At 68.0% G+C, this 14540-nt stretch carries 13 protein-coding genes; 3 read left to right on the plus strand and 10 right to left on the minus strand.

Annotation, left to right across the window (positions count from 1 at the left end; all coding sequences use genetic code 11):
* Nucleotides 1–45: 45 nt before the first annotated feature.
* The 3 genes from NS6_RS10415 to NS6_RS10425 all read right to left on the minus strand — a co-directional run bounded on the left by NS6_RS10415 (nucleotide 46) and on the right by NS6_RS10425 (nucleotide 2694).
* Nucleotides 46–1488: an aminotransferase class I/II-fold pyridoxal phosphate-dependent enzyme gene (locus NS6_RS10415; protein ID WP_068040584.1), complete on the minus strand. Its 1443-nt coding sequence runs from the start codon at nucleotides 1486–1488 to the stop codon at nucleotides 46–48.
* 67 nt (nucleotides 1489–1555) lie between these two features.
* Nucleotides 1556–1999 carry a hypothetical protein gene (locus NS6_RS36445; protein ID WP_371859327.1) on the minus strand — a complete coding sequence of 148 codons (444 nt, stop codon included), beginning with the start codon at nucleotides 1997–1999 and terminating at the stop codon, nucleotides 1556–1558.
* Between the two features lie 272 nt (nucleotides 2000–2271).
* Entirely contained in the window at nucleotides 2272–2694 is a 423-nt protein-coding gene (locus NS6_RS10425; protein WP_068040587.1) for a ChaB family protein, read from the minus strand.
* A gap of 191 nt (nucleotides 2695–2885) precedes the next feature.
* Between NS6_RS10425 and NS6_RS10430 the strand changes: the two genes are divergently transcribed.
* Nucleotides 2886–3353, plus strand: coding sequence for a PPOX class F420-dependent oxidoreductase (locus tag NS6_RS10430; protein WP_068040017.1), 468 nt, complete (start codon nucleotides 2886–2888; stop codon nucleotides 3351–3353).
* Nucleotides 3354–3459: 106 nt separating this feature from the next.
* On the opposite strand, the gene NS6_RS10435 is transcribed toward NS6_RS10430, so the two are convergent.
* From NS6_RS10435 to NS6_RS10445, 3 genes are all read right to left on the minus strand, one after another.
* Nucleotides 3460–4425 (minus strand): glycerate kinase, encoded by a 966-nt coding sequence (locus tag NS6_RS10435; RefSeq protein ID WP_068040589.1) that lies wholly within the window; start codon nucleotides 4423–4425, stop codon nucleotides 3460–3462.
* A 542-nt stretch (nucleotides 4426–4967) separates the two neighbouring features.
* Entirely contained in the window at nucleotides 4968–6032 is a 1065-nt protein-coding gene (locus tag NS6_RS10440; protein WP_068040019.1) for a tartrate dehydrogenase, read from the minus strand.
* Complete coding sequence (locus NS6_RS10445) at nucleotides 6029–7399, minus strand: NAD-dependent succinate-semialdehyde dehydrogenase (RefSeq protein ID WP_245669268.1); 1371 nt, start codon at nucleotides 7397–7399, stop codon at nucleotides 6029–6031. Before NS6_RS10445 ends, NS6_RS10440 begins: the two co-directional genes overlap by 4 nt.
* A 372-nt stretch (nucleotides 7400–7771) precedes the next feature.
* Between NS6_RS10445 and trpB the strand changes: the two genes are divergently transcribed.
* Nucleotides 7772–9013, plus strand: coding sequence for a tryptophan synthase subunit beta (gene trpB, locus NS6_RS10450; RefSeq protein ID WP_068040021.1), 1242 nt, complete (start codon nucleotides 7772–7774; stop codon nucleotides 9011–9013).
* Between the two features lie 371 nt (nucleotides 9014–9384).
* Nucleotides 9385–10848 (plus strand): MDR family MFS transporter, encoded by a 1464-nt coding sequence (locus NS6_RS10455; RefSeq protein ID WP_068040022.1) that lies wholly within the window; start codon nucleotides 9385–9387, stop codon nucleotides 10846–10848.
* A gap of 37 nt (nucleotides 10849–10885) precedes the next feature.
* On the opposite strand, the gene NS6_RS10460 is transcribed toward NS6_RS10455, so the two are convergent.
* The 4 genes from NS6_RS10460 to NS6_RS10475 all read right to left on the minus strand — a co-directional run bounded on the left by NS6_RS10460 (nucleotide 10886) and on the right by NS6_RS10475 (nucleotide 14412).
* Nucleotides 10886–11881 (minus strand): 2-hydroxyacid dehydrogenase, encoded by a 996-nt coding sequence (locus NS6_RS10460; protein WP_174552580.1) that lies wholly within the window; start codon nucleotides 11879–11881, stop codon nucleotides 10886–10888.
* Nucleotides 11878–12807, minus strand: a complete 930-nt coding sequence (locus NS6_RS10465; protein WP_068040031.1) for a hydroxymethylglutaryl-CoA lyase-like TIM-barrel protein — start codon at nucleotides 12805–12807, stop codon at nucleotides 11878–11880. The genes NS6_RS10460 and NS6_RS10465 overlap by 4 nt, the downstream gene beginning before the upstream one ends.
* A gap of 294 nt (nucleotides 12808–13101) precedes the next feature.
* Complete coding sequence (locus NS6_RS10470; protein ID WP_068040033.1) at nucleotides 13102–13293, minus strand: hypothetical protein; 192 nt, start codon at nucleotides 13291–13293, stop codon at nucleotides 13102–13104.
* A 144-nt stretch (nucleotides 13294–13437) separates the two neighbouring features.
* Nucleotides 13438–14412 (minus strand): TIGR03557 family F420-dependent LLM class oxidoreductase, encoded by a 975-nt coding sequence (locus NS6_RS10475; protein WP_068040036.1) that lies wholly within the window; start codon nucleotides 14410–14412, stop codon nucleotides 13438–13440.
* Nucleotides 14413–14540: the final 128 nt, after the last annotated feature.

Raw genomic sequence — 14540 nt, forward strand, 5'->3', positions numbered from 1 at the left:
TACCCCGCACCACGCGGCCGAATCAGGCGAAAGCCCGGCGCCGGGTCAGCCGGCCACGACCCGGATCTGCTGCAATTCGGGGTCCGAGGCATCGGGCAGATTCATCCCGTGATCGTGACCGGTGCGCAAATAGTCCAGAACACCCACCCCGAGCCGTTCGCCGGGGATCACCGCGGGTATTCCCGGCGGATACGGGGTGAGTTGTTCGGCCGCGATCCGGCCCGCAGCCTTGCCGATCGGCACCATTTCGGTGGGGCCGAAGAACGCGTCGCGGGGCAACATCGTGGTCTCCAACAGCAATTCGTCCGGCCCGGGGACCCTGATCTTCTGCGGTGAATCGCTGGGGCGGGCCTGCGCCTGCCACTCGCGCATTGCCGCAACCAAGGTCTCGACCGTCCCCGCATCGTCGGCGAAGGACAGGGTGGCCAGCAACCGCCGATGATCGCTGAGCCCCAGATCGATCCGGCGATTGTTGCGCAGCCAGGCGTCGGCTTCGTACCCGCTGACTCCGGTCTCGGAGATATCCAGCAGAACCTGCAAGCGGTCGAGGTCGTGTGACGCTTCGACTCCGAGGAGGTCCTCCTCCATGACTTCGATCCCCGGAATCCGGTCGAGTTCGGTGCGGGCCTGCCGGGCCGTGCGCAATGCGTTGTCGAAGATCTCGCGGCCCTGCTGCACCATCTGCCGGCGCCAGCCGTCGAGCGCGGTGTAGATCAGCACATTGGGGCTGGTGGTCATCAGCAGATCCGCGCAATGCCGTAGCCGCACCGGGTCGACGAGATCACCCTGCAGATGGAAAACCGAGCCCTGCTCGAACCCGGCGCCCATTTTGTGCACGCTCACCACACAGACATCCGCGCCCGCATCCATCGCCCAGGTCGGCAGATCGGGGTGGAACGGCAAGTGCGCGCCCCATGCTTCGTCCACGATCAGCGGTTTCCCGCGTTCGTGGCATACCCGGGCGATCCCTTCGATATCGGCGCAGGTGCCGTACGGGCTGGGGCTCACGATCAGGGCACCCGCGGCGTCGGGGTTTTCGTCCCACGCCCGGCGAACCTGCGCGGGCGACGGGGGATGGGTGAAATGGCGTCCGATATCCCAGCGCGGCGTGATCCAGCGGGGCTGAACCCCGGAGAAGATCAGACCGGCCACGATGGATTTATGGCAGTCGCGCGCAACGAGCAGGCCCCCGTTGCCACCACCGGCGACAGCCATCATCGCGGCTTTGACCGACAGCGAACTGCCGCAGGTGGAAAAGTACGTGCGCTCCGCATTGACCGCGTCGGCCATGAGCTCTTCCGCGTGCGCGAGATATCCACCGTGCGACAACCGGTCGTCGAGGCCCGGCGCCGCGAGCACATCCGAAGCGAACGCATCCCGACCGATGACGGCAAGTACTCGCTCGTCGACACCGCGGCCCTGCCGGTGCCCCGGGGGAGTGAACCCGTAGCGGCCCAGCCGCTGGTAGTCGGCGAGCGCTTCCAGCATCGGCGCCCGGGACTGGTCCGGATGTTCCCGGGTTCTGCTCTCGGCGCGCACGTCCCGGACACCGTCCTCAGTGCCCACGCTGCTCCCGCAGAGTCGCCCCTTCTCCTGACTTCACCCGGCGATGTTCGGCGATCACCATCGCAATGCCGGCCACCAGGCACACCGCGCCGCAGATACCCGCGATAACGGCCCAGCCCGCGAATCCGTAGCCGGCTGCGGTGAGGGTCAGCGCCACCAGCACGATGCCGATTGCGGTGAGGATGATGCCCGGCCAGTTCCGGGCAACCTCGATGGATTCCCCGGCATGCGAGCGCGTGGTCCGCGAATCGTCCGGGAAACGATGTTCGTACGGGATGTTGTGTGGACCGCTGCTGGGCGGCGGTGGCGGATTGACACGGCGTTGGGGGGCGCCGCCGGTCTGCGGTTGCGGTGTGCTGCCGCGTTGCAGGCCACCGCTGGGATGCGGTGGCGTATCACTACGTCGCTGCGGTTCGTCGGGTCCGGAGACCATGATCATGTCCTTCCTGTCGGCCTTCCGACCAGGGACTTCGGCCCGAATACCCGCTCATCGGGTGTTGAATCATCGCCCTCTCCGCTACTGGGCCACCGGGCACCGGCCACCGACTGGAGGCGGGTGGCCGGTGGCCGTGAGCGCATCGGGGCAGGATCAGCTCAGGCGCTGGGCGAGCAGTGCTTTGGCCTGCTCGGCGCCCTTCTGGCTCTCGTGCTGGGCGCGTCCGAAGAATTCGGCTTGCTGGATGCTGATGACGGCCTCCTGTTCGCTCACTTCCTGCGCCGAGCCGTTTCGCGGCGGTTGGCTTTCTCGATGGCGGTGATGAGTTCGTCCTTGGTCATCTTCCACCGTCCGGTGATGTCGAGCCGCCCCGCGACGTCGAGCAGATGCTGTTTCGACGCGTTGGCGTCCACACCTCGGGCACTGGTGCCCTTCGGGTCCGGGCCGCCGTGGGCCGCGCGCTCATCGGAGGGGCCCCGCTTCTTCTTCGGTTCCCAGTGGTCGCCGACCTTCTCGAAGCTGTGCTTCAGCGCCTCGTAGGCGACCCGATGCGCACGTTGTTCGCTGCCGTAGGTCTGCAGTGCCGAGTCGTGGGCCTTCGCGAAGGTGCGCTGCGCCTTCCCGTCCGAGCGCTGCAGTGTGCTCGGCAGTTCCGATTTCCGGACGGTCCCGCGAGCAGTCGTCTTCGGCATCGCGTACTCCTTCCTGTTCCAGGTTTTCAGGCGTTCCGGCGCGGACTTGGTGAACTCGTCCGGCTCGGGTGCCGGGCGGCTACCCGTTCGCGCAATGCTGAATCCGACGGCGCGAGCGAGCCGGCTCAGGGCCACCGGCCCTGGCTATGCTGCGGAGAAAGCGCACCCAGCGAACGCAGAGAAAGGTCTTCATGCCCCGCATCGCCAGCACCACCACTGTCGACCGCGCCGCCCTGCTGGAGTTCCTGCGGACCCGGCACCGCGGAGTCCTGGTCACCACCCGGTCCGACGGGGCGCCGCAGCTGTCCCCGGTCACGTGCGGCCTCGATCCGCACGGGCGAATCGTCGTCTCCACCTATCCTGGGCGCGCAAAGACCCGCAATGCCCGGCGCGATCCGCGGGTATCGATCTGCGTGCTGTCCGATGAGTTCGATGAAGCGTATGTGCAGGTCGACGGGCAGGCAGAGGTGATCGATATGCCGGCGGCGCTCGACGGCCTGGTCGACTACTACCGGGGGATCGCCGGTGAGCACCCGGATTGGGACGACTATCGCTCGGCCATGGCCCGGCAGGACAAATCGCTGATTCGGATCACCATCGAACGCTGGGGTCCTATCGCTACCGGAGGCTTCCCGCCCGAACACGATCCGGCCGACTGAGTCGCCACCGGCGCGGGTCGGCGGCATCGGTTCTCCAGCCGCCGATGAAGCCGGTCGGCATCGGTGAACCGCGGGTGGAATCGGCCGGCATGCGCGGGCCGCGAGTTCAGGAGTCCACGGCCCCGATACGCCGGCCCGCCGCCTGCATGGCGGTGGTGTCGGAGGCGACGATCACCTCGGCGAACCGTGACCGGTAGTCGCCGAGGTCCTCGCCCACCGATCCCACGACCGCGTACACCGGGATATCGCCGGCTCGCACCAGAATCGCCGAGATGATCTTCCCGGCGCGGGTCTGCCCGTCGAGACGTCCCTCTCCGACGACGATCGCGTCGGCGCCTGCGGCCAGCGCGTCGAATCCGCCGGCATCCAAGACGTACTCGGCACCCGACCGCAACTCCGCGCCGTACTGGGCCCACATCCCACCGGAGAGACCGCCGGCCGCGCCCGTGGCGTCGATCTCGGACGGGTCGCGCGGTAACCGGTGCGCGGTCTCGGCGAGGCGGCGGGTCAGCAGTTCCACAGTCGCCGGATCGGCGCCTTTCTGCGGGCCGAAGACACGGGCCGCGTCGACGTAACGGGTGGTGACATCGGTGAGCACGGTGATCGACGCGCCGCGCAGGCCACCGCCGTCCTCGATGGCCGCGATGGCGCCGGTACCGCCGTCGGTGGTGGCCGAACCGCCCGCCGCCACCACGATCCGCCGGGCGCCCCGGCGCGCGGCCGCCGCGATGAGCATGCCGGTGCCGTAGGTGTCGGCGGTGACCGGATCACGCGGCCCCTCGTGCGGGGTGGTCACCCCACTGGCCGCGGCGACTTCGACCAGTGCGATCCCGTTGTCCGACAGGCCGATCGTGGCATTACACGGCACCCCCCAGGGGTTGCGTGCCTCGACGGTCACCCGGTGCAGACCGAGCGGCTCGACGAGTACATCCAGCGTCCCCTCGCCGCCGTCGGCGACCGGTAACCGCAGCGCGCGACCCCCGGACTCCTCGACCCCGCGGCCGATCGCCGCGGCGACCTCCGTCGCCGAGTAGGTGCCTTTGAAACTGTCCGGGGCGATGATCACGTTCACGACAGTGCCGTTCTCTTGTACCGCGACCGGACCGGGCTCATGGTCGGGTGCGACCGAACGATCTCCGTCTCGGACAGGGACGTTCCGGAGCCCCGGCCGGACAGTCGCCGGCCACCGCATTCCGGCGAATCGCCGGCGGCTCGGTTCTCGGGGACGTTCATGGCCCAACCCTATCGGCGCGGGCTGCCCGGACGTACCCGGAGAGTTCCGCAGGTGCCCTGTGCGCCGCCCGGCGGCCGAGTGCCATGCCGGACAGGGGGCGGCCTCCCTCACCGCGATCGAGTGGACGTGTCACGGCGACGGTCGCGATCGGTCGCGCGCCGACCTGCACCGTTGCCGACGAGCATCATGTACGCCCCGTCCGGCGCTGCCGGGTGCGGTAGACCGTTCCCTCGGCAGCGGTCCCCGGGCCGTCGGCGGCGCAGCGATTTACGGTCGTCCGGACTGTTCCGCCGACCCCGGGGCCACCGGTACGGGGGCCACCCAGGGCATATTCCTCGGCACATCATTTTCGGGTGGGCCGGGCCCGGCCCACCGCCGTGTCAGCCGGCCGGAAGCAGGGCCGACGCGCGGTCGGCGATGGCGGTGCCGACCTCGGTGGTGGTGGCGGTGCCGCCCAGATCGGGTGTGCGCGGGCCGTCGTTTCCGAGGACATCGGTGACGGCCCGGTCCACGGCCGCGGCCGCCGTGTGCTCGCCCAGGTGGTCGAGCAGCATGGCGGCCGCGAGGATCTGCGCGACCGGGTTGGCGATACCCTGCCCGGCGATATCCGGGGCGCTCCCGTGTACCGCCTCGAACATGGAGGGAGCGTCACGGGCGGGGTTGATATTGCCGGAGGGCGCCAGGCCCAGTCCGCCGGTGACAGCGGCGGCCAGATCCGAGAGGATGTCACCGAACAGATTCGAGCCGACGATCACGTCGAGCCGGTCGGGGTGCAGCACGATTTCGGCCGCGAGCGCGTCCACATGCATCTGCCGGGTCTGCACCGCCGGGTATTCGGCGGCGATCCGGTCGAAGATCTCGTCCCAGTACGGCATCGAATGGATGAGCCCGTTCGATTTGGTCGCCGAGCACAACCGGCCTGTGCGTTCGCCCGCCCGCTCGAAGGCGTAGCGGATGATCCGTTCGCAGCCGACGCGGGTGAACACCGACTCCTGCAGGACGAATTCCTCGGGGCGGCCGGGGTTGTGCTTACCGCCGATCTCGGAGTACTCGCCTTCGGAGTTCTCCCGCACGATCAGCAGGTCCAGATCCGCGGCGGTGCGGTCACGGAGGGCCGATTCGGTGCCGGGCAGCAACCGGACGGGCCGCAGGTTGACGTACTGGCCGAAAGCGCGCCGCAACGGGATCAGCAATCCCCACAGCGAGATATGGTCCGGGACCCCGGGAAACCCGACTGCGCCCAGCAGGATCGCATCGAAGCCGGCGAGAGTGCGCGGGCCGTCTTCGGGCATCATCGCGCCCGTCCGCAGATAGTTCTCGCAGGACCAGTCGAATTCGGTCCATTCGATACCGGGCAGTACCCGGTCGATGACCTTGACCGCCTCGGTGGTGACGTCGACGCCGATGCCGTCGCCGGGAATGGTCGCGATCCGATAGGAACTCACAGGGGCACTCCGATGTATTTGATTTCGAGGAATTCGTCGATACCGACCAGGCCGCCTTCACGACCGAGGCCCGATTCTTTCACCCCACCGAACGGGGCCGCCGGATTGGACACCACGCCCTGATTCAGGCCGACCATGCCGGTGTCGAGGGCCTCACTGACCCGCAGCCCGCGCCGCAGACTTTCGGTGTAGACGTAACCGACCAGGCCGTACGGGGTGTCGTTGGCCCGGTCGAGCACCTCGTCTTCGGTATCGAAGGTGCTCAGGCAGGCGACCGGACCGAATACTTCGGTATGGCAGATCAGTGCCTCGTCGGGGACGTCGGTGAGTACCGTTGCCGGATAGAAGTTGCCGGGGCCGTCCAGGGGCTCACCGCCCAGCAGGATCTGCGCACCGCGGGCGCGGGCGTCGGCCACCAGCTCCGTCACCTTCGCCACGGCGTCGGCGTCTATCAGCGGCCCGACGACGACCCCGGGCTCGGTGCCGGGCCCCAGCGGCAACTGAGCCATCCGAGCCGTGAGCCGTTCGGCGAAATCGGCGGCCACGTGACGGTGGACGAAGAAACGGTTCGCCGCCGTGCACGCCTGCCCGATGTTCCGCATTTTCGCGGCCAGCGCGCCGTCGACGGCCGCGTCCAGGTCCGCGTCGTCGAACACGAGAAAGGGGGCGTTGCCGCCCAGTTCCATGGAGGTGCGCATCACAGTGCGTGCGCACTGCTCCAGCAGTGTTTTTCCCACCGCCGTCGACCCGGTGAAGGACAGTTTGCGGGATCGGGGGTCGAGGATCAGTGGCGTCATCAGCGGGCCCGGGTTCGCAGTCGTCACGACGTTCACCACCCCCGCAGGCGCCCCGGCCCGGTGCAGGATCTCGGCGAGTGCCAGCGTGCACAGTGGAGTCTGCTCGGCGGGTTTCACGACGCAGGTGCAGCCGGCCGCGAGCGCCGGGCCGATCTTGCGGGCACCCATGGCCATCGGGAAATTCCAGGGCGTGATGAGCAAACTCGGACCCACGGGCTGTTTGGTGACCAGGAACCGGGAGCCCCCGCCCGGCGCGGGCATATATCCGCCGTCGAGCCGGACGGCCTCCTCGGCGAACCACCGGAAGAATTCGGCGGCGTACGTGATTTCGCCGCGGGCCTCCGCGAGGGGTTTGCCCATTTCGAGAGTAGCGATCAGGGCCAGGCGATCGGCCTCGTCGAGGAGCAGGCGGTGGGCGCGCATCAGGATATCGCTGCGCTCGCGAGCGGGGGTCCGTGCCCACTGCGGTTGAGCTGCCGCCGCGGCATCGAGCGCAGTCATCCCCTCCTCGGGGGTGGCGTCGGCGACCGTACGCAGCTCTCGCCCGGTGGCCGGATCGATCACCGGCATGGCGGCGGTGGCCGGGCGCCATCGGCCTCCGATGAAGAGTCCGTCGGGTACGGACTGCACGGCGGCGCGTTCGGCGGCGGTGAGTGTCTCTTCGGTGAGCACGGCGTCGGCTCCTCCCTGTCGGCGCCCGGACATGCCTGGGCTGAATTGTCGACAATCCTACAATAGCGTTGGTCGCGCTGGGTCGGTACGGCACACAAAAAGAGGCCGCGCAGCATGAATGCGAACTGCTTTCCTTCCCTGCGACGGGAATCGGTACTGCCAACACCTTTTCTACTGTTGACTGATCCGTTGCCGGGAGGAGATCCGGTGTTTGCGCCGATGACGCAGGATCTCGCTCGGTAGTCAGGATTCAGAGAATGCGGGTGCTGGATGGTCGTCGGTCACGGGTTGGATCAGAGTCCCGATTACCAGGAGGATCTGCCCGATGAACGGGGCCGGTTCGGGCGATTCGGCGGCAGGTATGTTCCTGAAGGGCTCATGGCCGCCCTGATCGAACTGGACAGCGCGTACGAACAGGCCCGTGCCGACGCCGGATTCGTGGGTGAACTGGCCGAGCTGATGCGGACCCGGGTCGGGCGGCCGACCCTGCTGCACCAGGTGCCGCGTTTCGCGGCGCGGCTCGGGGTGCCCGGGGTGACGGTCTATCTCAAGCGCGAAGATGCGGCGCACACCGGGTCGCACAAGATCAACAATGCGCTCGGGCAGGGATTGCTGGCGAAGCGGATGGGTAAACGCCGTATCGTCGCCGAAACCGGCGCGGGGCAGCACGGGGTCGCGGTTGCGACGGTGTGCGCGATGCTCGAGCTGACTTGCACCATCTATATGGGTGCCGACGATATGGAACGGCAGCGGCACAATGTAGTGCGCATGCGGCTACTGGGCGCTGAGGTCCGGGCGGCAGAAACCGGGAACCGGCGACTCAAGGAAGCGATCAGTGAATCCGTTCGCGACTGGGTCGCGCATGTGGACAGCACCCACTACCTCTTCGGAACGGCCGCCGGACCCGCTCCCTACCCGCGGATCGTCCGTGATTTCCAGACCATCATCGGTGTGGAGGCGCGGGCGCAGACCCTGGCCGCTGCGGGCCGGCTGCCCGATTTCGTCCTCGCGTGTGTGGGCGGGGGAAGTAACGCCATCGGGACGTTCCATCCTTTCGTCGCAGACCCACAGGTCCGGCTGATCGGCGTGGAGGCGGCGGGGCACGGCGTCGGTACCGGCGCGCATGCGGCGTCGCTCAGCGCCGGTTCGCCGGGGGAGATGGACGGCAGTTTCAGCTATCTGCTGCAGGACGACGACGGGCAGATAGCGGTCACCCACAGCGTGGCCGCGGGTCTGGACTATCCCGGGGTCGGGCCGGAACTCAGCTACCTGAAGGAGAGCGGCCGCGTGCACGTTGCGGCCGCGACCGACGCGCTCGCCCTGCGGGGCCTGCGCGAGCTCGGGCACAGCGAAGGGATCATTGCCGCCCTCGAATCCGCGCACGCCGTCGGTCACCTCCTGGATCTGGCCGAGCGCCGGGAGCTGCCGGCCGATGCGGTGGTTTTGCTGTGTGTGTCCGGCCGGGGTGACAAGGACCTGGAAATCGCGGCGCAGCGATTGGGTCTCGGCTGATCCACAGCAGCCCACTGGGAAGGTCCGACGCTGTCACTGCCCGAACGCTGCGTGACGAAGAACGACTCGCGATGGTGCGTGGTAGCGCTCGTCTGCCGGCGTGACGTCGCTCACAGCGAAAAGGGGCCCGGGTGCGAGGTCCGGCTGTGGAATCGGAGGTTTTCGGCGGTATACGGCACTTTTTCGGTGGTGTTTCGGGAATAGATGTTGCCCGCAAATCGATTGATCTCGTGCGTAGCCGTAGGAAAGACTGGCGCGTCACCGATGAGCCGGACATGTCGTATCCGTCTGCTTTCATATGTGGCCCGGGGCCGGTCGACGATGACCGCCCGGTCCGCGCACCCGTTCGTTCGCAATCCCGGAGGTAGCCGATGCCCGCACTGAAGTCTGTTCGCCGGACAGGCGGGGGCACACCGGTGGTGATTCGGCTACTTGTGATCGCGACCTTCGTCGTGATCCTCAACGAGACCATCATGATCAACGCGATTCCGCGGCTGATGAACGACCTCGAGGTCACCGAACGCGCGGCACAGTGGGTCTCCACCTCCTTCATGCTCACCATGGCCGCCGTCATCCCGGTGACCGGCTGGTTCTTGCAGCGGGTCACCACGCGGCGGGCCTACGCCATGGCCATGGGGATCTTCCTCGCCGGTACGGCGTTGTCCGCGGTCGCGCCGTCGTTCGCGGTGCTGCTGGTCGGGCGGATCGTGCAGGCGGGCGGTACGGCCGTGATGATGCCGCTGCTGATGACCACGCTGATGACGGTGGTGCACGAACGTGATCGCGGCCGGGTCATGGGCAACGTGACCCTGGCGATTTCGGTGGCGCCGGCCATGGGGCCCGTCATCTCGGGCCTGGTACTGCAGGTCGCGTCGTGGCGGTGGCTGTTCGTGCTGGTGCTGCCGATCGCGGGGGTGGTCACCTGGTTCGGTCTGCGCAGTCTGGAGAACGTCGGTGAACCGGAAACCGGCTCGATCGATTGGTTCAGCGTGGTCTTCGCGGCACTCGGTTTCGGCAGCCTGGTCTACGGGCTGAGCCAGTTCGAGGTGGGAAGCATCACGACCCCGGCGCTGATCACCGTGGCCGGGATCGTGCTGATCGGTTTGTTCGTGGCCCGTCAGTTGTGGTTGCAGCGTAACGGGACGCCGCTGCTGGATCTGCGGGTGCTGCGGGCGGGGACTTATGCCAAGGGGCTGGTTCTCATGGCGGTGGCGTTCCTGGCGATGCTCGGTTCGATGATGCTGCTGCCACTGTATTTGCAGAATCTGCGCGAGCTGTCGCCGCTGTTCACCGGTCTGCTGGTGATGCCGGGCGGGCTGGCCATGGGGCTGTTGGGGCCGGTGATCGGCCGGATGTTCGACCGTTTCGGTGGCCGTATCCTGGTGGTTCCGGGATCGATCGCGATCACCGCCGCGCTGGCGGGCTTCACCCAGATCTCGATCAGCACGCCGTACTGGCAGTTGCTCGGGCTGCACATCCTGCTCATGATCGGGCTGGCCGCGGTTTTCACTCCGGTGTTCACCCTCGCGCTGGGCGCGCTGCCGGAGGACCTCTACTCACACGGCAGCTCGATGCTGGGCACCCTCCAGCAGGTCGCCGCCGCGCTGGGTACCGCGCTGGTGGTAACCGTGATGGCGACCCGGGCGGGCATGCTGGAAGACGGCGGCGCCGATCAGGTGCCGGCACAGCTGGGCGGGATGCAGTGGGCGTTCGCGGTCTCGGCGGCCCTGTCACTGGTCGTGATCGTCATGGCGATCCTGTTGCCGAACCGGTCCAGCGCACCGGATGAGGAAAGCTCCGATGAGAAGGCCGAGGGGGAATTGGTCGAGGTCTGATCGCCGCCGGGCCGGCCGGCGGCGGCCCGGCCGGTTCTCAGCCGGCGAGTGCCTCCGGATTGACCGGATAGGGTGGCATCTCGCCGCGCACCATCATGATCGCGTTCTCGGCGCAGCGGCGGGCCATTTCGGCCCGCACCGGCACGGTGGCACTGCCGACGTGCGGAAGCAGCACGGTATTCGGCAGTTCGGCCAGCCCCGGTGCCAAACGCGGCTCGTCCTCGTACACGTCGAGTCCGGCGCCGGCGATGGTCCCGCCCTGTAGGGCCGCCACGAGCGCCCGTTCGTCGACGATCGGCCCACGGGCAGTGTTGATCAGGATCGCCGACGGTTTCATCGCGTTCAGAACGTCCGCGTCGACGAGGTGCCGGGTCTGGTCGTTCAGCGGTACGTGCACCGAAAGATAGTCGCTGGTCGCGATGAGTTCCGGCCAGGAGATATGCCCTACCTTGCCGGCGAATTCCCCCAGTTCTTCGTCGCTCACCTCGCGGTCGCCCGGCGGCCGCGGGCAGAACACGACCGTCATCCCGAAGGCGAGCGCACGCCGGGCGGTGGCGCGGGCGATCCGGCCGAAACCGGCCAGGCCCAGCGTTTTCCCGCTGACATCGTGGCCCAGAAGCAATTCCGGTTCCCAGCCGTGGAATTTCCCGGCACGGACGAACGCATCGGCCTCGACGCATCGCCGCGCGACCGCCAGCATCAGCAGGATCGCGATATCAGCGGTGGCGTCGGTGAGTACACCGGGGGTGTTGCCGACGATGATGGAGTTCGCTGTGGCGGCAGTGATATCGATATTGTTGTAGCCCACCGCGAAATTGCTGATCCCGGCGATCTTTGCGCGGTCCAGCAGGGAGGCGTCGAACTCATCGCGTAACTGCGCCACCACCACCTTGTAGTTACCCGAAGCGCACGCCTCCGCCAATTCGGCGTGGCTCATCCCGTTTCCGGCAACCGTCACCGTTCCGGCCGCTTCGAGCAGGCTCATACCGGGATCGGGCAGCGGGGTGGTGACGAGGAAATCGGTGGCCGTCACGAGATCACCCATTCGAAGGCGCGGGCTTGCGAGCGTGCGCCCTGTGCAGTTTTGGAACGGTTGGGTTCGCCGAGTTCGGCGAGCATCCGCTCACTGATGTCCACCATCCGTGCCAGCGTGTCCGGCGTGAGCCAGTCGGGGCGGGTGGCGAACAGGATATCCTCGCTCGCGGTGTTACCGCTGGCGCCGGGCGCGAAGGGGCAGCCCCCGAGGCCACCCAGGCAGCCGTCGACCATGCCGGCGCCCGCATCGATGGCCGCCAGCGTATTGGCCACGCCCAGACCCCAGGTGTCGTGGCCGTGGAACACGATCCGGCGGTCCGGCGTGGTGGAGCCGACCGCCTGGACGAGCCGGGAGACCTGCGCCGGTACGGCCTGGCCGAGGGTGTCGCAGATGACGATATCGGCGGCGCCGCCGGTGCGGGGGTCGGCGGCGATACCGAGCACGCGCTCCGGATCGACCACGCCTTCGATCGGGCAGGTGAACGAGGTCGCGATACAGAGCCCGATGGTGCCGCCGCAGTCCCGGGCGAGCTCTACGGCCCGTGGCATGGCAGCCACACTGTCCTCGGTACTGCGCCCGATATTGGCTCGGTTGTGCGAATCCGAGGCGGAAAAACAGTATTGGAAGTTGCGCGCTCCCGCAGCGGCGGCCTTCTCGATATGCCTGGGCGTGGCGACCCACACCCAGCATTTCGCGAGCTCCTGCGGAGTCAGCTCGGCGATGACCTCGAGCGTATTGGCCAGCGGCGGTACGAGGTCGGGGCGCGCCATGGAACCGATCTCGAGTTCCGGGATACCCAGGGCGAGCAGTTCGCGGGCGATATCCACCTTGCGCTCGGCCGGCAGCAGCTTCCCGGTGAGCTGCACACCGTCGCGCAGCGTGACATCGCGCAATCGCGCGGCCGGTGTGTAGGTGAAGCTCATACCGTAACCCCCGTTTCGGCCGTGCCGGTGCCGGCGTCGATTTCGTCGTCGGTGAGGCGGAGCACCGAGGCGGGTACCTGGCGCGTGTTCACCCAGGCCGGGTCCGATTGTACGGATCGGCAGCGAGGCGCCGGCGATCACCGGGGTGATGCCGGGGAAACCCACAGTGGTGGGTTCGGCAGCGCCGGTATCCACCGGGAACTGCTGGATCCTGTTCCGGGCCGCTCGGTCGCGAGGGGTTCACACAGGAACCGGCCCCGCACTCCTTTCGGATACGGGGCCGGCAGCCTGGCGTTATGCCTTGTTGTTCCCTGGGCGCTCGGTCCGGTCGACGCGCTCGTTGACCAGATCGTCGTCGTCCGCAGGCGGCTCGGGATCGTTCCACTCCTCGGCGCGGCTGGACCGGTTGCCGCGCAACGTGCCCTCCAGCTCGTGGGCAAGCTCGTCGTCACGGATCGGGCCGTGCTTACTGTTTCCTCGTTCCATCGAATCCTCCTACCTCGCGCGGCGGCGTTCAGGTGTGTCGCAGCAGGGCACCGCCGCCGTCGCGTACCCGGGGCGGCCGGATCGAATCGCGGTGTCCGGAATCGATCCGTGGCCGCCGCGGAAAACACGGGTCGAACAGGTAATTCAGCCTGGCTGCGCGGTCAGCTTGCGCAGCGGTTCGTCGAGTTCGGCGCGGAAGAATTCGAGGAAACCGTCGGGGTCGGGGCCCGCATTCTGCATGACGAGACGGTCGAATCCGGCATCCACGAACGGCTGCGCGACCTCGAGATAGCGCTGTGGATCCGGGCCACAAGCGAACTTGTCCAGGATGTCCTGCTCCCGCACAGTGGCGGAGGCCGCGGCGAAGTTCACGGGGTTGGGTAGTTCGCTCATCACCTTCCAGCCCGTCATCGCCCAGCGTGAGGTCTCGTGGGCGGCGCGGGCCGCGGTCTGTGCGTCGGGCGCCCAGGCCATCGGGACCTCGGCATAGCGCGGCCCGTCCCCGCCTGCCTCCCGGTAGCCGGAGACAAGTTCCGGTTTCGGTTCGGTGGCGAACAAGCCGTCACCCAGTTCGGCGGCGATTCCGGCGGCCCGGGTGCCCCCGGCGGCGACCGCGATCGCCGGCGGCTCGTCGGGCAGATCGAATACGCGGGCATCGGAAAGCTTCAGGTGCCGGCCGTCGTAGGACTGGTAGCCGCCCCGCCACAGCAACCGGATGATCTCCAGTGCCTCCCGCAGCAGTGCGTGCCGGCCGGTGACATCGACCGGGAACCCCTCTCCGACGACATGCTCGTTGAGACGTTCCCCGGCACCCACCCCGAGGGTGAACCGGCCATCGGAGAGCAGGGCCACGGTGGCGGCGGCCTGCGCGATGATCGCCGGGTGGTATCGCACGGTCGGACAGGTGACACCGGTGGCCAGCCCGATCCGCTCGGTTTCCGCGGCGATGGCGCCCAGGACCGACCAGGCGAACGGCGAATGCCCCTGAATGTCCAGCCAGGGGTGATAGTGGTCGCTCATCTCGACGAAATCGAAACCGGCTGCTTCGGCGCGTACGGCCTGGCGGACCAGTTCGCCGGGCCCGAAGGCTTCGGCGGCCAGCTTGTACCCGATCTGCATGGTTCCTCCGAAAGCTGTAGTGGCGGGTGCGCGCAGACAACAGTTGCGCGTAGATACCGGACACGAGCGCGTTACCCGAGCGTCGGTGGGCGAAACGGGAGCCGCACCCGAGCCGGGATCCGCGATGT

Origin of the sequence: Nocardia speluncae NBRC 108251 (assembly GCF_001613245.1) — a bacterium.
GTDB classification, from domain to species: Bacteria; Actinomycetota; Actinomycetes; order Mycobacteriales; family Mycobacteriaceae; genus Nocardia; species Nocardia speluncae.